At 77.0% G+C, this 21,765-nt stretch carries 6 protein-coding genes and 1 pseudogene; 1 reads left to right on the top strand and 6 read right to left on the bottom strand.

Going from position 1 to position 21,765, the window contains the following annotated elements; translation table 11 throughout:
- Positions 1-112: 112 nt before the first annotated feature.
- The 3 genes and pseudogenes from ACZ4W5_RS29730 to ACZ4W5_RS29740 form a co-directional block, all read right to left on the bottom strand.
- On the bottom strand, positions 113-1,354 hold the full coding sequence (locus tag ACZ4W5_RS29730) for an acyl-CoA dehydrogenase family protein (RefSeq protein ID WP_465657987.1): 1,242 nt from the start codon (positions 1,352-1,354) through the stop codon (positions 113-115).
- Positions 1,351-8,157 (bottom strand): annotated as a pseudogene (locus ACZ4W5_RS29735) (amino acid adenylation domain-containing protein); the annotation flags it as partial. The gene ACZ4W5_RS29730 and the pseudogene ACZ4W5_RS29735, both read right to left, overlap by 4 nt.
- A 96-nt stretch (positions 8,158-8,253) precedes the next feature.
- Complete coding sequence (locus ACZ4W5_RS29740; RefSeq protein WP_465657988.1) at positions 8,254-17,754, bottom strand: type I polyketide synthase; 9,501 nt, start codon at positions 17,752-17,754, stop codon at positions 8,254-8,256.
- Between the two features lie 474 nt (positions 17,755-18,228).
- On the opposite strand from ACZ4W5_RS29740, the gene ACZ4W5_RS29745 reads away from it, so the two are divergent.
- The gene (locus ACZ4W5_RS29745; protein ID WP_360237712.1) at positions 18,229-19,194 is read left to right on the top strand and encodes a LysR family transcriptional regulator; all 966 of its coding nucleotides are present in this window, start codon (positions 18,229-18,231) and stop codon (positions 19,192-19,194) included.
- On the opposite strand, the gene ACZ4W5_RS29750 is transcribed toward ACZ4W5_RS29745, so the two are convergent.
- From ACZ4W5_RS29750 to paaI, 3 genes are read right to left on the bottom strand one after another with little or no spacing between them, the layout of a single operon-like run.
- Positions 19,155-20,474 carry an MFS transporter gene (locus tag ACZ4W5_RS29750; RefSeq protein WP_465657989.1) on the bottom strand — a complete coding sequence of 440 codons (1,320 nt, stop codon included), beginning with the start codon at positions 20,472-20,474 and terminating at the stop codon, positions 19,155-19,157. The genes ACZ4W5_RS29745 and ACZ4W5_RS29750 overlap by 40 nt on opposite strands.
- Positions 20,471-21,154 (bottom strand): TIGR03086 family metal-binding protein, encoded by a 684-nt coding sequence (locus tag ACZ4W5_RS29755; RefSeq protein ID WP_465657991.1) that lies wholly within the window; start codon positions 21,152-21,154, stop codon positions 20,471-20,473. The genes ACZ4W5_RS29750 and ACZ4W5_RS29755 overlap by 4 nt, the downstream gene beginning before the upstream one ends.
- The gene (gene paaI, locus ACZ4W5_RS29760) at positions 21,151-21,621 is read right to left on the bottom strand and encodes a hydroxyphenylacetyl-CoA thioesterase PaaI (RefSeq protein WP_465657993.1); all 471 of its coding nucleotides are present in this window, start codon (positions 21,619-21,621) and stop codon (positions 21,151-21,153) included. Before paaI ends, ACZ4W5_RS29755 begins: the two co-directional genes overlap by 4 nt.
- Positions 21,622-21,765 lie beyond the last annotated feature (144 nt).

Below are 21,765 nucleotides of genomic sequence, written 5' to 3' on the forward strand. Positions count from 1 at the left end.
CCATGAATGCCTCACGTACTCCGCGAATCCTCCACCCGCGCTCCGGGCCGGATCGCGCCCCGGACCCGGTGCGCAGTTGTCCGGATGTGGTCGGCGCCGTCCGACCGCACCGTCAGAGGTGGGGCGAGGAGGGGTCGCCGCCGAGGCGCAGCTCGCCGACGGCGTCGAGGATGCGTTCGGCGGAGGCGACGTGCCGGCCGGCCGTGACGACGTCGCGCAGGCAGCGGTCGAGCGGGGTGCGCTCGGTGTAGACGGCCGCCGCGCCGACCAGGTCGTAGAGGTGCTGGACGGCCTCCCGGCAGGCGCGGTGGGCGTACTGGCGGGCGAGGGCGGCGGTGCCGCGTTCGGGGGCGCGGCCCGCGGCCTGGGCGGCCCAGGCCCGGTCCAGGGTGGTGTAGACGTAGGCGTCGGCGGCGCCGATCAGGGCCTCGGCGTGGGCGAGTTCGGCCGGGGCGGAGGGTCTGGGCAGCGCGGGGCCGCGGGCGGTGAGCAGCTCCCGGGCGCAGCTCAGCGCGGAGCGGGCGATGCCCAGCGGGACGCCGGCCATCTTGAGGGCGAGGTTGTCGGCGCGCAGGTGGAGCGGTTGCGGGGCGCCGGCCGCCGGGGGCGTGAAGGTGTGCCGGTCCGGGACGAACAGGTCGGTGACCTCGAAGTCGTGGGAGCCGGTGCCGCGCAGCCCGGTGGTGTGCCAGGTGTCGAGCACCCGGACGTCGGCGGCGTCCAGGACGGCGACCCGCGGGGTGCCGTCGGGCGTCAGGAAGCCGGCCAGCACCCGGTCGGCGTGGGTGATCCCGCTGGCGGACGGCCACCGGCCGGAGAGCAGGTACCCGCCGTCGTGGGCGGCGGACCGGCCGAGCGGCGGCAGCACGGTGGCGGTGATCAGGTCCGGGTCCGGGAACAGCTCGGCGAACACCTCGGCGGGCAGCGAGACCACCGCGAGCGAGGCGTTCAGCGCGACGGCGGCGCACCAGCCGACCGAGGCGTCGCCCTCGGCCAACAGGTCGACGGCCCGGGTGAGTTGCGGCGCGGTCAGCTCGACCCCGCCCAGGGCGGGCGGGAGGGCGGCGCGCAGCAGCCCGGTGGCCCGGAGGCCGTCGAGCAGGTCGGCCGGGATCCGGCCCAGCCGCTCGACCTCCGGCGCGCGGGCGGGCAGGGTCGCGGCGTAGGCCCGGACCCGCTCCAGTACGTCGTCGGCGGTGAGCCCCGACTCGGGGGCCCGGGGCGGCAGTTCGACGACGGTCATCCGCTCGTCCTCCAAGCTCGGCCGGTCCGGCCGGTCCGTCGGCTTCGTCCGGTCCATCGGCTTCATCCGGTTCATGGGTTCCGTCCGGTTCATCCGGTGGGTGTCGGTCACAGGTCGTTCAGCGCCTTGTCGAGCTCGGCCGCCAGGGTCTGGAGGTGGGGCGGGCGCATGACGCTGTAGTGGTCGCCGGGCAGGTCGACGGCCTCGGCGCGGTCGCCGAGCAGGTCCAGCCACTGTCGGGTGGTGCCGGTGGTGGCCCCGTCCATGGCGCGCAGCAGCCTGACCCGGCCCCGGTACGGGGTGGGCCGGTGCTCGGCCAGGGCGCGGCTGAGGTGCAGGAAGCGGCCCGCGAGCCGGTCCAGGGTGGCGGGGTCGACGTCGTCCGGGAGGACGGCGGCCTGCCGGGCCCGGGTGAGCAGTTCCTCGGTCGGGGTGCGGTCGCCGGTGGGCTCGAAGTCCTCCGGGCCGGGGTGCCAGTCGCGTCCGGCCAGCCCGGCGAGGTCGCGGGCGAAGCGGGCCAGCAGGGCCGCGTCGGACTGCGGCCCGGCCGGGCCGGGCGGCTCCAGCAGGTCGACGGCCGCGACCAGTTCGACGGTGGCGCCCCGGGCGGTGAGCAGCGCGGCGGCCTCCAGGGCGAGCACCCCGCCCATGGACCAGCCGCCGAGCCGGTACGGGCCGTTCGGGAAGCGCTCGGTGATCGCGTCCACGTAGTGGGCGGCCAGCTCGGCCACGCTGCGCGGCGCGGGATCGGGGTCGGGGTACTGGAGGGCGTGCACCGGCTGCTCGGTGTCCAGCAGGGCGGCGAGCCCGGCGTAGCAGAGCACGTCGCCCCCGACCGGGTGGATCAGGAACAGCGGCGGCCGGCTGCCCGCGGCCCGGACGGGGACCAGCGCGGCCCGGGCCTCGTCGGCGGCCGGGCCGGGCCGCTCGCGCAGCACCTCGGCGAGCGCCGCGACGGTCGGGCGGGCGAGCAGGGTGGCGACGGGGAGCGAGCGCCCGGTCGCCCGGTGGATCCGGGCCATCATCCGCACCGCGAGCATCGAGTCGCCGCCGAGGTCGAAGAAGTCCTCGGTGACGCCGAGCTCCCGGGTGGCCGTGCTCGGGAAGAACTCGGCCCAGATCCCGGCGAGTTGACGTTCAATGGCGTCGCGCGGCGGGACGGTCCCGGCGGAGCGCGGGGCGGACTCCGGCGGCGCGGGCAGCCGGCGGCGGTCCACCTTGCCGTTGTCGGTCAGCGGCAGTTCGTCGAGCCGGACGATCCGGGCGGGCACCATGTAGCCGGGCAGTTCCCGGCCGAGTGCCGTGCGCAGTTCCTCCTCGAAGCCTTCGGAGTCCTCGGCCGGCGCGGTGTCGGCCACCACGTACCCGACCAGCCGTCGGGGCCCGCCCCGCTCGCCCTCGGCCACCGCGGCCGCCGCCCGGACGCCCGGGAGGCGCAGCAGCGCGGCCTCGACCTCGCCGAGCTCGATCCGGTGCCCCTGGATCTTCACCTGGAAGTCCGCGCGGCCCAGGAACTCGATCTCGCCGTCCGGCAGGTAGCGGCCGAGGTCGCCGGTGCGGTAGAGCCGCTCGCCGGTGACCGGGTGGTGGAGGAAGGCGGCGCGGGTCCTGGCCTCGTCGCCGAGGTAGCCGCGGGCCAGGCCGGTGCCGGCGATGTACAGGTCGCCGGGGACGAGGGCCGGGCGCGGCCGCAGCGCCTCGTCCAGCACGTGGAAGCGCTGGTTGCGCATCGGCCGGCCGTACGGGATGCTCGCCCGCTCCCGGTCCGTCCGCTCGACCGGGTGCTGGATCGACCAGATGGACGCCTCGGTCGCGCCGCCCAGGGCGTGGACCCGCGTGCCGGGCAGCAGCTCGGCGACGGCCTCGGGGAGGGTGACCGGGATCCAGTCTCCGCTCAGCAGCGCCAGGCGCAGCGGGGGTGTGCCGCCGACGGCCCGCAGGTGTTCGGTGAACATCTCCATCAGCGCGGGGACGCTGTTCCAGACCGTCACCCGGTGCCGTTCGGCCAGCTCCAGCCAGGCGGCGGGTTCGCGCCGCGCGGCCTCGTCGGGCAGCACGACGGCGCCACCGGCGGCGAGCAGGCCGAAGACGTCGTAGACGGAGAGGTCGAAGTTGAGCGCGGACAGCGCGAGGACGCGGTCCTCGGCGGTCACGCCGTAGCGGTCGTTGACGTCCCGGATCGTGTTGACGGCGCCGGTGTGCTCGATCATCACGCCCTTGGGGACGCCGGTGGAGCCCGAGGTGAAGATGACGTACGCGAGGTCCTCGGGCCGGGCCGGGGAGGGCGGCAGCGGGAGGCCGTCGCCGGTCCCGTCGCCGACGCCGTCCGCCGACTCGATGTCGACGTTCAACGAGCGTGTGCCGTCCGGCAGTTCGAGGGTGTCCGCGAGCGCCGAGCGGGTCAGCACCAGCCCGATGCCGGCGGTCTCGACGATCATCCGGAGCCGGCGGGCCGGCATCGCGGCGTCCACCGGCACGTAGGCGGCCCCGGCCTTGAGGACGCCCAGCGCGGCGACCACCTGTTCCCAGCCCTTGTCCGTCACGATGCCCACCGGCACGCCCGGGCCCGCGCCGTGCGCGATCAGCCGGCGGGCGATCCGGTCGGAGCGGCGGTCCAGCTCGCCGTAGCTCAGCGTCCGGTCGGCGGTGATGACGGCGGGGGCGGTCGGCCGGGCCGCGGCCTGGCGCAGGAACCCGTCGTGCAGCAGTTCGGCCGGGACGGGGGCGTCGGTGGCGTTGACGGCCCGTCGCAGGGCCAGGTCGGCGGCGGGCACGGGCACGGCGGCCGGTCGGCGCCACGCCCCCTCGCCGCACAGCTCCCGGACCAGCTCCCGGTAGGCCTCCCACATGGCGTCGACCACGCCGTCGGGGAACACCTCCTCGACCACGTCCCAGTTCAGGACCAGTTCGCCGGCCTCCTCCAGGGCCTGGTGGTCGAGCCAGACCTGCGGGGTGCGGACGGAGCTGGAGGCCAGTCGGCCGGAGCGGCCGAGCCCGGTCAGCGCCGTCAGGGCACCGCCGCCCTCGCCGGAGGCGTCCTGCGCCGAGAAGCCGATGGTGCTGGTGAACACCACGGGCATGCTCGCCAGTCCCGTCCCGCCCCGGGTGCGGTTGAGCTCCCGCAGCACCTCGACGCCGCTGACGTAGCCGTGGTCGAGGTCGGTCAGCAGCTGGTGCTGGAGCCGCAGGGCGCCGGTGGCGAAGGACTCGGCGGGGGCGGCGTCGACCTCCAGCAGGGTGGTCGCGCTGAGGTTGCCGAGGACCCGGGCGACGTCCTCGTGCAGCGGCCGCCGGTGGAACGCCAGCAGGTTGAGCGTGAAGCGCGGCGACTCGCTCCAGGCGCCCACCACCTGCGCGTACGCGGCGCACAGGGCCGCCGAGGGCGAGACGCCCGCCGCGTCGGCGTTCGTCTGGAAACGCTGCCACTCGGCCGGCTCGATCCGGGCCGTGCGGTGGGTGAACACCGGTCGGCGCGGTAGCGCCCCCGGGCGCAGCGGCAGCCGGGGCGCGGATGGCAGGGTGGCGAGGCGGGCCTGCCAGTAGGCGAGCGAGTCCGCGCGCCGCTCGGCGTCCGTCCGGGCGGCGGCGAGCACGTAGTCGCGGTAGCTGACGCCGGGGGCGGGCGTCGCGGGGGCGCCGTCGCGGTAGGCCTGCGCCCACTCCCGGAACAGCACGCCGGAGCTGCGGCCGTCGACGATCAGCGCGTCGAAGGTGAGGTGCAGCCGGGTGGTGCGGTCGTCCAGCAGGCTCGCCCGGACGTCGAACAGCGGCCAGGCCTCGGTGTCGAAGACCCGGTCGCGCAGCTCCCGGTGGGTCTCGGCGAGGCGCTCCGCCCGCTCGGCCGCGTCGAGGGCCCGCAGGTCGACGGTGGCGATCCGGTACGCGGGAACCTCGGCGAGCACCCGCTGGTAGCCGTCCCGGGAGACCACCGCGCGGAGCATGTCGTGGCGGTCGATCAGCTGCCGCAGGGCGGCGGCGAGCCGGTCGAGGTCGGTGTCGGTGAGGTCGAGCTCGACCAGGAAGGAGGTGGCGACGTTGCCCAGCTCGAAGGCGTCGGTCCGGCCGACCAGGTAGGCCTGCTGGAGGTCGGTGAGCGGGAACGGCTCGTACCGGGCCGCCGGGTCGGCGACCAGTGCCGCGCCGGGCCGCTCCGCCGGGGTGGCGGCTGCGCCGCCGTAGGAGGCCCGGACGCGCTGCGCGAGCTCGGCCACGCTCCGGCCGTCCAGCAGTTCGGGCAGTGGGAGGTCGACGCCGAGCCGCCGGGCGAGGGTCTGCCGGATGTCCATGGCGATCAGCGAGTCGGCGCCGAGGCTGCGCAGCGGCCGGTGCAGGTCCTCGCCGGTGACGGCCGCGCCGCGCGCCCGGCCGACGATGCCGACCACCAGCTCGGCGACGTCGACGTCCTGGTCCCCGGGCGCGGGCTGCCCCGGTACGGCTTGCCCCGGTACGGCCTCGCTCGGTACGGACTGCTCCGGGCGATCGGCACCGGGCACCGGCTCCAGCCGTACGCCCTCGGCCAGGGCCACCGGCGTGCCGTCGGCGCCGACCAGCCGCACCTGCGCGACCAGCGGCCCGCCACCGCCGTGCGCCGGCGTCCCCTCCGGCCGGGGGCTGCCGTTCCAGAGCCAGTAGCGCTCGCGCTGGAACGGGTAGCCGGGCAGCGGCACGGGCGGGCCGACGGGCTCGCCGTGCACCCGCGCCCAGTCGATCCGGGCACCCCGGACGTACAGCGCGCCGAGGCCGTCCAGCAGGGTGCGCCGGGCGTCCTCCCCCGCGCGCAGCGACGGCAGGAACCCGGCGTCCCCGGCCTCCGCCCGGGCCCGGTCGAGCAGCGGCGAGGCGGGGCCGAGCAGCACGAAGCCGCGGTGCCCCTCGCGCAGCAGCGCGGCGAGGCCCTCGGCGAACCGCCGGTCCGCGTCGGCGACGGGGACGGCGGCGGGGGCGGTCGCGCGCGCCGCCCGCAGCGCCTCCGCCGGGCTCTTGGCGCCGGTGCCCGCGACGCAGGCCGCCACCGCCTCGCCCTCGGCGCCGTACCCGAGGACGGCGGCGGGCTGCACGCCCCAGGACCGCCACAGCTCGGCCAACGCGTACTGGACGGCGAACGCCGAGGGCCGGGCGCCGGGCTCCTCCGCGCACCGCTCCAGGGCGTCGCGGAAGACCGGCTCGGTCGCGGCCAACTCGGCCGCCGCGTCGGCGAACTGCCCGTCCGGGCCGCCGGTGAACAGGAACACCGGCCCGCGGGCGCCCTCCGGGGTACGGGCCCCGCGGCGGACCCCGGCGGGCAGCGCCCCGTCCGGGCCGGTCCGGGCGAGCAGGCCGCGCAGCTCGGCGGTGGAGGAGGCGACGGCGGTGAGCCGGTGGGGGAAGTGCGCCCGTCCGAGCCCGGTGGTCCGGCAGAGCGCCGCGAGCGACCGGCCGGCGGGATCGGCGTCGAGCAACTCGACGTAGCGAGCGGCGAGTTCGGCGAGGGCAGCCGGGGTCTTCGCCGACAGGGTGAGCAGCTCCGGACGGTCCGGCACGGTCCGCTCGCCCGCCGCGGGGGCGGCCGGGGCCTCCTCGATGATCACGTGGGCGTTGGTGCCGGTGATGCCCTGCGAGGACACCCCGGCCCGCCGGGGCCCCGCGCTCGGCGGCCAGTCGCACGCCTCGGCGACCAGCTCGACCGCGCCCGCCGACCAGTCCACGTGCGGGGTCGGCTCGGAAACGTGCAGGGTGGCGGGGAGCCGCCCGTACCGCAGCGACAGCACGGTCTTGATCACCCCGGCGACGCCCGCCGCCGCCTGGGTGTGCCCGATGTTGGGCTTGAGCGAGCCGAGCCGCAGCGGCTGCCCTGGGTCCCGGTCGCGCCCGTAGGCGGCCAGCAGGGCGCGGGCCTCGATCGGGTCGCCGAGCGGGGTGCCGGTGCTGCTCGCCTCCACCACCTGGACGTCACCGGGCGAGAGCCGCGCGTCGGCCAACGCCTGCCGGACGACCCGCTGTTGGGCCGAGCCGCTGGGCGCGGTGAAGCCGTTGCTGGCACCGTCCTGGTTCACCGCGCTGCCGCGCACCACGGCCAGCACCGGGTGGCCCAGCCGCCGGGCGTCCGACAGCCGCTCCACCAGCAGCACGCCCACGCCCTCGGCGAGCCCGCTGCCCGCGGCCTGCGCCGAGAACGGGCGACATCGGCCGTCCGGCGACAGCCCCTGCATCCGGGTGAACTCGGTGAACAGCTGCGGGGTGGACATCACCGTCGCACCGCCCGCCAGCGCCATCGTGCACTCGCCGCGACGCAGCGACTGCACGGCCAGGTGCAGCGCCACCAGCGAGGACGAACAGGCCGTCTCCACGGTCAGCGAGGGGCCGCGCAGGCCCAGCGTGTACGAGATCCGGCCGGCGGCGGCGCCGCCCACCGAGCCGGTGGTCAGGAAGCCCTCCGCCTCCTCGGGCACCTCGCCGCGCCCCTGCCCGTAGTCCAGGCAGGACAGCCCGGTGAACACCCCGGTCTCGCTGTCGCGCACCGACTCCGGGTCGATCCCGGCGTCCTCGAAGGCCCGCCAGGCGGTCTCCAGCAGCAGCCGCTGCTGCGGGTCCATGGCCAGCGCCTCGCGCGGGCTGATGCCGAAGAAGGCCGCGTCGAAGTCGGCCGCGTCGCGCAGGAAGCCGCCGGAGCCGGTCAGGCTCGGACCCCCGCCGTCGGCGGGGTCGTGCAGGCCCTCCGCCCAGCCGCGGTCCCGGGGGAACGCGCCGACGGTCTCCCCGCCGGAGGCCAGCAGCCGCCACAGGGCCTCGGGCGAGTCGACGCCGCCCGGGTAGCGGCAGGCCATGCCGACGATGGCGATCGGCTCCCGGCCGCCCTCCTCCACTTCGCGCAGGCGCTCGCGGGTCCGGTGCAGGTCGACGGTGAGGCGCTTGAGGTAGCCGAGCAGCTTCTCGTCGGCGGCCGGTGCCGGTGCTGATGCTGTTGCCGGTGCTGGTGCTGTTGCCATGGCGGATCGGTCCTTGCGTGGGGGGAGAGGGGAGGAGGCGAGGGGTCAGGCGAGCTGACGGTCGATGAAGGCGAACAGCTCCTCGGCGGTGGCGGCCTCGATCAGCGCCGTCACGTCCTCCGCCGGATCGGCCGTGTCCGCCGCCGTCTCCGCTGCCGGCTGCGGCTCCGGCTCCGGCTCCGCTGCCATCGGCTCGGCTGCCAACGGCTCGGCCGGTACGAGCGCGGCGTCCAGCACCGCGACCAGCTCCGGCAGCGTCGGCGCCTCGAACAGCAGGGTGACGGGCAGCTTGACCTCGGTCGCCGCGCCGAGCCGGTTGCGGAACTCGACCGAGGTGAGCGAGTCGAAGCCGAGCTCGCCGAACGGCCGGTCGGCCGGGACGGCCTCGGGACGGCAGCCCAGTACGGCGGCCATCTGGGTGCGGATCAGCTCGGCCAGCAGCTCGGCGCGTTCGTCGGCGCCCAGCCCGGCCAGCTCCTCCCGCAACGGCCGGTTCCGCCGCCCGGGGGCGTGCCCCGGCCGCTGTGCTCCGGCGGCCGCCAGGACCCCGCGCAGCACCGGCGGCAGCTCGCCGCCGAGCTCGCGCAGCGCCGCCCGGTCCAGCCGGGCGGGCAGCAGGGCGGCGTGCGGGGAGGGCAGGGCCGCGTCCAGCAGGGCGAGGCCCAGCTCGGGCGCCATCGCGACCAGTCCGGCCCGGGCGAAGCGGGCGCGGTCGGCGGCGCTCAGCCCGCCGAGCATGCCGTCCGGGTCGTCCCACAGGCCCCAGCCGAGGGCGAGCCCGGGCAGGCCCTGGGTGCGGCGGTGCCGGGCGAGCGCGTCCAGGAAGGCGTTGGCGGCGGTGTAGCCGCCCTGCCCGGCGCCGCCGAGCGTCGCCATCACCGAGGAGATCAGCACGAAGGCGGTGAGCGGGTGGCCGGCGGTCAACTCGTGCAGGTGCCAGGCACCGTCGGCCTTGGTCCGCATCACCCGGTCGATCCGGTCGGGGGTGAGCGAGGTGATCGGGGCGTCGTCCACCACGCCCGCGGCGTGCACCACCGCGGTCAGCGGGTGCCGCTCGGGGACGGCGGCGATCATCGCGGCCACGGCGGCCCGGTCGGCGACGTCGACCGCCGCGAACCGCACCTCGGCGCCCGACTGCGCCAGTTCGGCGGCGAGTTCGGCCGCGCCGGGCGCCGCCGCGCCGCGCCGTCCGGCCAGCAGCAGCCGCCGGGCGCCGTGGGCGGTGACCAGGTGCCGGGCGAGGGCCCGGCCGATGGCGCCCGTCCCGCCGGTGATCAGGACGGTCCCGTCCGGGTCGAGGACCGGCGGCACGGTCAGCACGACCTTGCCGACGTGCCCGCCCCGGCTCAGCAGCCCGAAGGCCTCGGGGGCGCGCCGCACGTCCAGGTCGGTCACCGGGGCCCGGCCGAACGCGCCCTCGGCGAACAGCTCGACCACCCGGCGCAGCAGCCGGCCGAGGTGCTCGGGCGGCAGCTCCAGCAGGTTCATCGCCCGGTAGCGGGCGCCGGGGTGGGCGGCGGCCACCTCGGCAGGGTCGCGCCGGTCGGCCCGGCCGAGTTCGACCAGCAGGCCGCCCGGGCGCAGCGACCGCAGCGACTCGTCGACGAGTTCCCCGGTCAGCGAGTTCAGCACCACCGCCATCCCCCGTGCGCCGGAGGGGAGTTCGGCGAACCGCTCGCCGAAGCCGGGCTCCCGGGAGGAGGCCAGGTGGTCGTCGTCCGCCCCGAGGGCGCGCAGCGCGGGCCACTTGGCGGGGGCGGCGGTCGCGAAGACCTCCGCGCCCAGGTGCCGGGCAAGTTGGACGGCGGCCGTGCCGACGCCGCCCGCCCCGGCGTGGATCAGCACGGCGTCGCCCGCGCGCACCCCGCCCAGTTCGACCAGCGCGTGCAGGGCGGCCAGGTGGGCGACCGGCACGGCGGCGGCCCGGGTGAAGGACCAGCCCTCGGGGATCCGCACCAGGGTGCGGTGGTCGGCGTGGGCGACGGTGCCGAAGGCGGCGGGGAACAGGCCCATCACCCGGTCGCCGACGGCCAGCCCGGTGACCCCGGGACCGGTCGCGGTGACCACGCCCGCGCCCTCCAGCCCGAGCGGGCCCGGGTCCCCGGCGTGCAGGTCCAGCGCGCCCAGGACGTCGTGGAAGGTGAGCCCGGCGGCCCGGACCGCGATCCGGACCAGGCCGGGGCCCGGTGCCGCGGCGGCCTCGGGGCAGGGGCGGAGCTCCAGGGCGTCGAGGGTGCCGGGCCGGGACAGGTCCAGCCGCCAGGCCGCCGCGTCCGCCGGTACGGTCAACGCGCGCTCCCCCGCCGCGGATCGCAGCCTGGGCACCAGGACGGCACCGTCCCGGACGGCCAGCTGGTGCTCCTCCGGCGTCAGGGCGGCGGTCGGTACCCCGGCGGCACCGGGCGCACCGGCAGCACCGGCAGCATCGGCCGGGTCGGCCGGGTCGGCCGGGTCGGCCGGGTCGGCGGCGAGATCGACCAGGACGAACCGGCCCGGGTGCTCGACCTGGGCGGTCCGCACCAGCCCCCAGGCCGCCGCCTGGGCGAGGTCCCGGACGGTCTCGCCGTCCCGGACGGCGACCGCCCCACGGGTCACCAGCACCAGCCGGACCCCGGCGAGCCGCTCCTCGGCCAGCCAGCGGCCGAGCAGGTCCCGCGTCCGACGGGTCACGGTACGGGCCGCCGTCGCCGGATCGGTCCCGTCCGTACCCGCCGGACAGTCCACCAGGACGTGCGCGGGCGGCTCGGCCGCCGTGCACAGCGCCTCCAGGTCGAGGTCCTCCCAGCAGACAGCTTTCTGATGTTCAGTCAATTCAACGTCAGACTGCGTCAGTTGCTCCCAGCCCAGCGCGAACAGCGAGTCCCGTGCGGCGGCCTCGGGATCGACCGAGCCGCCGGTCTCCGCGACCGGACACAGCTCCACCGACTCGACCAGCCCCACCGCGGCCCCCGAGGCGTCCCGCAGGGTCAGCCGGAAGCCGCCGTCCCCGGCGGGCTCCGCGTGCACCCGCAGGGCCGTCGGGCCGGCCCCGCCGGTCAGCGACACGCCGCGCCAGCGCAACGGCTGGGTGCGCCGCCCCTGCCGCTCCAGCGCTTCGGCGATCAGCCCGTGCAGGGCGGCGTCGAGCAGGGCGGGGTGCAGCTGGTGGGCCCCGGCGGCCTCGGCGGCCGGCTCGGGCAGGACGGCCTCGGCGAACTGCTCACCGTCGCGCCGCCAGGCGGCCCGCAACCCCTGGAACACCGGCCCGTAGGCGTGGCCGTGCAGGGCGAGGTCCTGGTACGCGCGCTCCGGCGGCACCGGCACGGCGCCGGCCGGCGGCCACTCCCCGGCCTCCGGTGCGGGTACGGCGGCGGGGCTCGCGACCGCGAGGGTGCCGGTGGCGTGCTCGGTCCACTCCCCGCCGGTCGCCGCGCCGGTCACCCCGCCGGTCGCCCGGCCGGAGATCCGGCAGGTCCGCAGCCCTGCCCCGTCCTCGCCGGTGATCCGGACCCGCAGGTCGACGGCGCCGTCCGCGGGCAGCACCAGCGGTGCGGTGACGGTCAGTTCCTCGATCCGGGCGGCCCCGGACCGGGCACCCGCGTGCAGGGCCAGGTCCAGGAAGGCGCTGCCGGGCAGCACGACCGTCCCGGCGAGGGCGTGGTCGGCCAGCCAGGGGTGGCTGCGGACGGCCAGCCGTCCGGTGAACACCGTCTCGCCGTCGCCGAGTTCGACGGCCGCGCCGAGCAGCGGGTGGTCGGCCGGGGCCTGGCCGAGGTCGGCGGTGCCGGTCGGTCCGGCGGTGGCGGTGAGCCAGTAGCGGCGCCCCCGGAAGGGGTAGGTGGGCAGCTCGGGGCAGTCGGCGGCGGCGGCGGCGGTGCCGGTGCCGGGGCCGGTGAGCCGGTCCCAGGCGACCGGCAGGCCCCGGACGTGGGCCTCGGCGGCGGAGGTGAGGAAGCGGCGCAGTCCGCCGTCCTCGCGGCGCAGCGAGCCGGTCACCGTCCCCTCGACCCCGGCCTCCTCCAGGATCCGGCCGATGCTGCCGACCAGCACCGGGTGCGGGCCGACCTCGACGAAGGTGGTGTGGCCGGCGGCGATCAGCGCCTCGACGGCCTCCTGGAAGCGCACGGTGTGCCGCAGGTTGGCGTACCAGTAGGAGGCGTCCAGACCGGCGCCGTCCTGCCAGTCGGCGGTGACCGAGGACATCAGCGCCGTGCCGCCGCCGCGCGGGGCCAGCGGCGCCAGCCCGGCCAGGATCCGGTCCCGGATCGGTTCGACCGCCGGGCAGTGCGAGGCGAAGGCGGCCGGGATCACCCGGGCCTCGACGCCCTCGGCCCGGTAGCCGTCGACCAGTTCGGCGATCGCCGCCGGCGGCCCGGCCACCGCCGTACTGCCGGGGCCGTTGATCGCGGCGACGGCCAGCGGCTCGACGAGCCGTTCCCGCACCCGCGCCGCGGGCAGCGGGACGACGGCCATCGCGCCCTTGCCCATCAGCTCGATCGCCACGCTGCTGCGCAGCGCGATGGCGCGGGCGCCGTCCTCCAGCGAGAGCGCCCCGGCCACCACGGCGGCGGCGATCTCGCCCTGGGAGTGGCCGACCACGGCGTCCGCGACGACCCCGGCGGAGCGCCACAGTTCGGCCAGCGACACCATCACGGCCCACAGCGCGGGCTGCACCACGTCGATCCGGTCCAGCAGCGGCGCCCCGGCCAGGACGTCGGCCAACGACCAGTCCACGTACGGCGCGAGCGCCCGCTCGCACTCGGCCAGCCGGGCCGCGAAGACCGGGCTCTCGGCGGCGAGCGCCGCCGCCATCCCCTGCCACTGGCCGCCCTGGCCGGGGAAGACCAGGACGGTCCGCCCGGGCTCGCCGGCCCGGCCGGTGACGACGGCACGGTGCTCCTCGCCACGGGCCAGGGCGTCCAACGCCCGGTCGGCCTCCGCGCGGTCGGCGGCGATCACCACGGCGCGCTCGTCGAAGGCGGTACGGGCGGTCAGGGCCGGTGCGGCCGCAGTCGGGTCCAGCGGGGCGGCGGCCAGCCGCCGGGCCTGCTCGCGCAGCGCCTCGGGGTTGCGGGCCGACAGCACCACGGGCACCACGGGCGGGCGCTGCGGCCGCTCCGCCGTCCCCGGCGCGTCCGCCGTGTCCGCAGTACCGGCCGCGACGACGGGCGGCTCGGCGAGAATGACGTGCGCGTTGGTGCCGCTGATCCCGAAGGAGGAGACGCCGCCGCGCCGGGGCCCGCCGGTCTGCGGCCAGGGCCGGGCCCGGTCGAGCAGGGCCACCGCCCCGGCCGTCCAGTCCACGTGCGGGGACGGCCGGTCGACGTGCAGGGTCGCGGGCAGGGTGGCGTGCCGGATCGCCTGCACCATCTTGATCACGCCGCCGATACCGGCAGCCGCCTGGGCGTGCCCGATGTTGGACTTGAGCGAGCCCAGCCAGAGCGGCCGCCGCCCCGCCCGGTCCTGCCCGTAGGTGGCCAGCAGGGCGTTCGCCTCGATCGGGTCGCCCAGCGCGGTGCCGGTGCCGTGCGCCTCGACGGCGTCGACCTGCCGCGGGGCGAGCCCGGCGTCGGCGAGGGCGTCCTGGATGACGCGCTGCTGGGCGAGGCCGTTCGGCGCGGACAGCCCGTTGGAGGCGCCGTCGGAGTTGACGGCGCTGCCCGCGACGACCGCCAGCACCGGGTGGCCGTGGCGGCGGGCGGCGGAGAGCCGCTCGACCACCACCATGCCGGCGCCCTCGCCCCAGCCGGTGCCGTCCGCCTGCGCGGAGAACGCCTTGCAGCGGCCGTCGGCGGCCAGCACCCGCTGGCGGGAGAGCTCCACGAACATGCCTGGGGTGGCCATCACGGTGACGCCGCCGGCCAGGGCGAGCGTGCACTCCCCGGAGCGCACCGAGCGCACCGCCTGGTGCAGCGCCACCAGCGAGGCCGAGCAGGCGGTGTCCACGGTCAGCGCGGGGCCGTTCAGGCCGAGCAGGTAGGCGATCCGGCCGGAGACCACGCTCACGCTGGTGCCGGTCAGCAGGTGCCCGGCGACGCCGGGGCCGGCCGTCTCCATGCCGGGCCCGTAGTCGGCGTGCATCGCCCCGGCGAACACGCCGGTCCGGCTGCCCGCCAGCGCCGTCGGGTCGATCCCGGCGCGCTCCAGCGCCTCCCAGGCGACCTCCAGCAGGATCCGCTGCTGCGGGTCCATGGCGAGTGCCTCGCGGGGGCTGATCCCGAAGAACTCCGCGTCGAAGTCCGGCGCGTCCCGGACGAAGCCGCCGCGGCGGACGTACGAGGTGCCGGTCCGCTCCTGGTCCGGGTGGAACAGTGCGGCCAGGTCCCAGCCGCGGTCCTCCGGGAAGTCCCCGGTGGCGTCCGTCCCGGCGTCGACCAGGCGCCACAAGTCCTCGGGCGAGCGCACCCCGCCGGGGTAGCGGCAGGCCATGCCGACGATGACCACGGGGTCGTCCTCGTCCGACTCCGGCGCTCTGTCGGGCTCCGACGCGCTGTCCGGCTCCGGCGCACGGGTCACGTCCGGCTCCGACGCACCGTCCGGCTCCGGCGCTCCGGTTGCGGCCGGTGCCGGGGGCTGCTCGACCGGCGCCGGGCCGGGCCGGAGCGCCCCGATCGCGGCGGCCAGGGCGAGCGGGCTCGGGTGGTCGTACAGGACGGTGCTCTCCAGCGTCAGGCCGGTCGCGGCCGACAGCCGGTCGCGCAGTTCGAGCGCCATGGCGGAGTCCAGGCCCAGTTCCCGGAAGGTCCGGCCGGGCCGGACCTCGGCGGCCGAACCGGCGTCCAGCACCACGGCGGTGTGGCTCCGGACCAGCTCCAGCAGCGCCCGCTGGTCCAGGGCGGGGGCCTGCGGTACGACAGGCGCCTGCGGTACGGCAGGCGCGACCTGGAGCGCGGCGGGCCGAACTGCCGCCTCCGCCACGGCAGTTCCCACCCCGGGCGTCGCCCCCGGCAGCCCGGCCGGCCAGCAGGAGCGCCGCTGGAACGGGTACGTCGGCAGGTCGACCAGCGGCACCGAGCCGGGCAGCAGCGCCGCCCAGTCCACCGCGACGCCCCGGACGAAGGCCTCGGCCGCCGCCGTGAGGAAGCGGCGCCGGTCCCCGCGCCCGCGCCGGAGGGTGCCGAGCACCGCGCCCGCGCCGCCGCGCGCGTCGATCGCCTGCCGGATGCCCAGCGCCAGCACCGGGTGCGGGCTGATCTCCAGGAAGGCGGTGTGGCCCGCGTCCAGCAGCTGCTCGACGGCCGGCCCGAATCGCACCGGCTCGCGCAGGTTGCGGTACCAGTAGCGGGCGTCCAGCTCCGCGGTGTCCACCGGCGCCGCCGTGACGGTGGAGTGGAACGGCACGTCGACGGCGCGCGGGGCGATCCCGGCGAAGGCGGTGAGCAGCTCCTCCCGCAGCTCCTCGACGGCCGCGCTGTGCGAGGCGTAGTCGATCGGCACCCGGCGGGTCCGCACCCGCGGCCCGTAGTGGGCGGCCAGCGCGTCGAGCGCGGCGGCCGGGCCGGCGACCACGGTGTGCGCGGGGCCGTTGACGGCCGCGACCGACAGCGCCCGGTCCACCGTCGCGAGGTCCGACTCGACCTCCCCGGCCGGCAGTTCGACGGACAGCAGTCCGCCGCGGCCGGCGATCCGGTTCAGCAGCCGGCTGCGCAGCGCGACGATCCGCGCGCCGTCCGCCAGCGACAGCGCGCCCACCGCGGTGGCCGCGGCGATCTCGCCCTGGGAGTGGGCCACCACGGCGGCGGGCTCCACCCCGGCCGAGCGCCACAGCGCGGCCAGCGACACCATCACCGCCCACAGCGCGGGCTGGATCACCTCGTCGCCCGCCAGGGCCGGCGCGCCCTCGGCGCCGCGCAGCACCTCGGTCAACGACCAGTCCACGTGGGGGCGGAGGGCCTGCGCGCAGGCCTCGATCCGCTCGGCGAAGACCGGCTCGTCGTCGAGCAGCTCCGCCGCCATGCCCGCCCACTGGGAGCCCTGGCCGGGGAAGACGAAGACCGGGCGGACCGGCGGCCCGTCGTGCCGCCCCTCGACCACGGCCGCCGACGGCTGCCCGGCCGCCCGTGCCGCCAGGGCGGCGAGGAAGGCCGCCCGGTCGTCCGCGACGACGACGCAGCGCTGTTCGAAGGTGCTGCGGGTGACGGCGAGCGAGCGGCCCACCGCGGCCGGTTCGAGCTCCGGACGCTCCGTCACCCGGGCCCGCAGCCGCTCCGCCTGGTCCCGCAGCGCGCCTTCGTCCCGCCCCGAGAGCACCCAGGGCAGCGCCCCGGCCGCGCCCCGGCCGCCCGCCGGTGCGGGCCCGCCCGCGCGCCAGTCGGCCAGCAGCACGTGGCAGTTGGTACCGCCGATGCCGAAGGAGCTGACCCCGGCGAGCAGCGGCCGCTCCGGCGCCGGCCAGTCCCGGAGTCCGGTGTTGACCGCCAGGTTGAGCTCGTCCAGCGGGATCCGCCCGCCGGGCCCGGTGTGGTTCAGGCTGGGCACGAGCTCGCGCGCGCCGACGCACAGCACGGCCTTGATGAACCCGGCGATCCCGGCCGCGCCCTCCAGGTGGCCGATGTTGGTCTTGACCGATCCGACCAGCAGGGGTTCGCCCGCCGCCCGGGCGGTGCCCAGGGCCGCGCCGAGCGCGGCGGCCTCGACCGGGTCCCCGGCCCGGGTGCCCGAGCCGTGCAGTTCGACGTACTGGACCTCGCCCGGCTCGACGCCCGCGTCGGCGCAGGCCGCGAGCAGCACCCGCCGCTGCGACTCCCGGCCGGGGGTGGGCAGCGTCTCGGTGGCCCCGTCGTTGTTCAGCGCGCTGCCGCGGATGACGGCGTGGATCCGGTCGCCGTCCCGGACGGCGGCCTCCAGCAGCTTGAGGACGACCACCCCGCCGCCCTCACCGCGGACGTAGCCGTCGGCGCGGGCGTCGAAGGTGTGGCAGCGCCCGGCGGGGGAGAGCGTCCCGGCCCGCTCCAGGGCCAGGGTGCTCTGCGGCGCCAGGATCAGGCTCACCCCGCCGGCCAGGGCGAGTTCGGACTCGCCGCTGCGCAGGCTGGCGCAGGCCAGGTGCACGGCGGTCAGCGAGGAGGACTGTCCGGTGTCCACCACCAGGCTCGGCCCGTGCAGGCCCAGCGCGTAGGAGATCCGGTTGGCGGTCACCCCGCGTTGCAGTCCGGTCAGGGTGTGCCCGGTGACCGCGTCGGGGCCGAGGCCGTGCAGCAGCGTGGCGTAGTCGTCGGCGATCACGCCGAGGAAGACTCCGGTCCGGCTGCCGGCGAGCCCGGCCGGTCCGGTCCTGGCGTCCTCCAGGGCCTCCCAGGCCAGTTCGAGCGCCAACCGCTGCTGCGGGTCCATCGCGACGGCCTCGCGGCGGGAGATGCCGAAGAACTCCGGGTCGAAGCCGTCCACCCGGTCGAGGAAGCCGCCGCGGGCCGGCCCCCGGTCGCCGGGGCGCTCGGTGACGGCGTCACCGCCGGCCCGCAGCAGCCGCCAGAACGCCTCCGGCCCGTCCGCCTGCGGGAAGCGGCAGCCGATCCCGACCACCGCGACCGCCCGGGGCGGGAGACCGTCCGCTTCGCGCCCAGCCATGCCCTGCATCGATGCACCCCCGTGAACCCGGACTATCGGACCGCAGGCGACCGGGCACGGCGCAACGGGCCACTCCCTCAAGCGGCCTGATGCACCGTCACCCGGTCCAGCTCCGGCCCCCGCCGACCCGTTCCCCGTAGTCGGCATGCACCCCTGAGCTGTCTGCGTGATCGACACAGTATCAGCGTCCTTAGTCGCGTCAATACCTCATCGAGTATCGGGACCGTCAGGAATGGACGCACTCGGGCCGTCAGGTCGGGATCTCCGGGCACTCCGCCGCCCCGCACCGACCGTGACGCCGGTCACGCCGGGAGGCCGCCCGGGCGCTCGCCCGCCGCACCGGGAGCCGGCCGCCACCGTACGAATCCGGCCACTGCGTGGACCGGAGCCTCCGAGTTCGGGAGACTGGGGATTACCCGAACAAGCGGCTGGTCATGCGGCATTGTAAGGACCGTGCGTTCTGTTGAGGCAGACATGTCTATTCGGGAGGGGTCGGTTCCGGTGCTGGACCTGCGGGAGGTACGGACACTGTTGACGCTCGGAGAGGAACTGCACTTCGGGCAGGCCGCCAGGAGACTGCGCGTGTCGCAGTCCAGGGTCAGCCAGACGCTGCGGGACGTGGAGCAGCGCATCGGCGGCCAGCTGTTCGAGCGGACCAGCCGTCAAGTCAGGCTGACCAGACTGGGGGTGGGCCTGGTCGACCGGTTGCGGCCGCTCTACCAGGAGATGACCGCCGTGTACTCCGAGACGGTGGCCCAGGCCTGCGGCGTCGACGGACAGCTGCGGCTGGGCTTCACCGGCGCGGCCGGCGGGTCGTACGCGGCGGGCCTGATACGCGCCGGGCAGGCGTACGCCCCGGAGTGCGACATCACCCTGCACGAGGTGGCGTGCAGCGACCTGCTCGGCCCGCTGCGCCGGGGCGAGGTGGACGCGCTGGTGGCGCGGCTGCCGATCGAGGAGCCGGACATCACGGTGGGGCCGGTGATCGGCCTGGAGTCGCGGATGCTGGCGGTCGCCCTGGACCACCCGGTCGCCGAGCGGCAGTCGATCTCGATCGAGGAGATCGCGCACGAGACGGTGTTCGCGCTGGCCAACACCGCACCCGACTACTGGCGGGACTTCCACCTGCCGCTGGCGACGCCCGCCGGGCACGTGCTGCGCCGGGGCCAGGAGGTGCAGACCTGCCAGGAGATCCTGTCCCTGGTGGCCGCCGGGAAGGGGGTGGCGCCGCTGGCGGAGTCGGTGGCCCGCTACTATGCCCAGCCGGACGTGGCGTTCGTCCGGATCCACGACCTGCCACCGGCGCCGGTGGCGCTGATCTGGCGCACCGCCGAGGAGAACGCCCGGATCCGGGCGATCGCGGACTGCGCGGCCCGGATGGCGGAGGCCACCGTTCCGGGTCAGGTCCGCCGACGGGTCCCGGTCCCCGCGCCGGTCTGACCGGGCTGCGGCGGGCCGGACGGGCCCGGCTGTTGCTCACCGGGCTGCTGCTGACCGGGCTGCTCCTGGCCGGGCTGCGACTCCCCCGGTTTCGGGCGCGCCCACGCCCCCGGCAGCACCGCGGCCACCACCGCGGCCGACAGCAGGAAGGCCCCACCGACCCCGACCAGCCGGGAGGCGACACCGACCAGCAGGGAGCCGGCCCCGGTGCCCACGTCGTACGCCATGTTCCAGGCGGTGCTGGCCATGCCGCGGCGGGCCGGTCCGGTCCGGGCGAACACCAGCACCAGGGTCTCGTTCTGCAGCGCCCCGAACCCCGCCCCGCAGAGCACGGCCGCCAGGGCCGCCGGGACCTTCGCCGCAGCGGTGAGCAGCACCGCCGCGGCGATGCCGCCCGTGCCGAGGGCCGCCGCGATCACCGCCGGGACCAGCGTGCGGCCCTCGCCGATCCGGTCGGCGAGCCCGCCCGCCGCCAGCCGGCCCAGGATCATGGCGGCGGACAGTGCGAACAGCACCACCGCCGCCGCTCCCGGGGCCGGCAGCGCGAAGGCCACGAACGAGGTGACGCCGCCCACCGCGGCCGCGCTGGCGGCCAGCAGCGCCAACAGGCCGACCAGCGGCGCGAATCCGCCGGCCGACGGGTGCGGCGGAGCCGTCGGCGCCGGCGCGGACGCCTCCACCAAGGCCTCCACCGCGGCAGGCTCCACGGCCGGCCCGCCGCCCGGCGCCGCGGACGGCACCACCAGCGCCCAGGCGAGCGGTACCGCGAGCCCGCCCAGCACCGTCGCACCCAGGAACACCGCCGGGAAGCCGGAGGTCTGCGCGCACCACACCCCCAGCGGCAGGCAGATCACCTGCGGGAGCCCCGCCGCGGCCCCGTACCAGCCGACCACCGAGGCCCGCCGGCCCGGCGGGGCCAGTTCGGCGGCCAGCGCGCTGCCCGCCACGGCGGCCATGCCGAACCCCGCGCCCCGGACGACCGAGACGGCCAGCACCCACCCCAGCGCGGGCGACAGCAGGTAGGCCGCCGTCGGCAGGCTGAGCAGCAGGGAGCCGGTGATCAGCAGCCGGCGCAGGCCGAGCACCCGGACCAGCCGGCCCATGCACAGCTGCACCAGGATGCCCGCGCCCATGGTCACCCCGGTGGCCGCCCCGGCGCCGACGCCCGAGGAGCCCCCGGTCGCGGACCAGAGCGGCACCACCGAGAGCAGCGGCGCGTAGTCGGAGAAGACGGCGAAGGTGGCGGCCAGCAGCAGCGGGAGGTCGCGCGCGCGGGTCACGCCCCGGCGCCCGGCTCCCCCGGCCCCGCGGCGCCGGAGAGCGGTGCACCCGCTCCGGCCGCGTCGCCCGGCTCGGCCGGCCAGCGGGGCGAGCGTCCGAGCATCGCCAGGATCCGGTCCAGCCGGTCGGTGCTGCCGGTGGGCAGCCCCGGCCGGAAGGAGGACCCGGGCTGGAGCCGGTTGCTCCCGTCCGGCACCTCCTCGACGTACGGCAGCACCGCGTCGAGCAGCTCGGGCTCGAACCCGGCGGGCACCCCGATCGCGGCGGCCACGTCCCAGCCGTGCACCACGTAGTCGACGAAGTGGAAGCCGATCGCCGTACGGGCCGGGAACATCTGTCCGCCGCGCACCTCGGGCAGCCAGAACTCGCCGTCCAGCACGCCCTCGCGGGCGAAGGCCCGGCTCACCCGGGCCGAGGAGGCCCGGAAGGCGCCGGCCCAGTCGTCGCCGAACTCGCGGTCCGCCCAGTCGGCGCGCTCGGTCCGCACGCCTTCGGCGGCGGCGGCGAAGCCGTGGTTCTGGCCGATCATGTGGGCCAGCAGCTTGTGCAGCGTCCACTCCGAGCAGGGGGTCGGCCGGTCGAGGTCCTCGGCCCCGACCCGGTCGATGATCTCCTCGGTGACCTGGAGCGCCCGCCGGTCCCAGGGCCTGATGTCGGGTGTGGTGTTGATGGGGATCACCGGTCCTTCGGCTGCGGGCGGGAGGAGGAGACGGGCTGGCCGGGCAGCGACTGGCTCTGGCCGCGGAACTCGGCGATCACCTTGCCGTCCGCCCGGCGCACCGTGACGTCGTAGATCCCGCTGCGGCCGAACCGGGAGCGCTCCACCGCCTCGGCGGCCAGCTCGTCCCCGGCCGAGGCCGGGCGCAGGAAGGTCACCTGGGCCGCCTGGGCCACGGTGGCCACGCCGTGGGTGTTGCAGGCGTAGGCGAAGGCCGCGTCGGCGAGCAGGAACAGGTATCCGCCGTGCGCCGTGCCGTGGCCGTTCACCATGGTGTCGGCGAGCTTGAGGCGGGCGGTGGCGCGGCCGGGGCCGACCTGGTCGATGGTGATGCCGAGCGCCTGGCACGTCCGGTCGTCGGCGTACATGGCCTCCGCGCAGCGCCGGGCGGTGGCCTCCGCCTCCGACGCCGCCGAATCACTGGTCATGGGTGGGCTCCTGGGGCTGTCGGGTCCTGGGCACGGGTGGGTGGCGGGGACCCGAGCGGTGCCGGCACCCACCCCAGCGAGGGGACAAGAGCCCCATCGTTCGGGGACGGTCAGTTGGACAGAGTGACTTCCCCCCCCGCCCAC

Source organism: Kitasatospora sp. NPDC029367 (assembly GCF_055569135.1).

Coding starts and splice junctions, on each gene's coding strand:
- ACZ4W5_RS29740 (WP_465657988.1), bottom strand. CDS start 17,754: ATGGCTGGGCGCGAAGCGGACGGTCTCCCGCCCCGGGCGGTCGCGGTG.
- ACZ4W5_RS29745 (WP_360237712.1), top strand. CDS start 18,229: ATGTCTATTCGGGAGGGGTCGGTTCCGGTGCTGGACCTGCGGGAGGTA.
- paaI (WP_465657993.1), bottom strand. CDS start 21,621: ATGACCAGTGATTCGGCGGCGTCGGAGGCGGAGGCCACCGCCCGGCGC.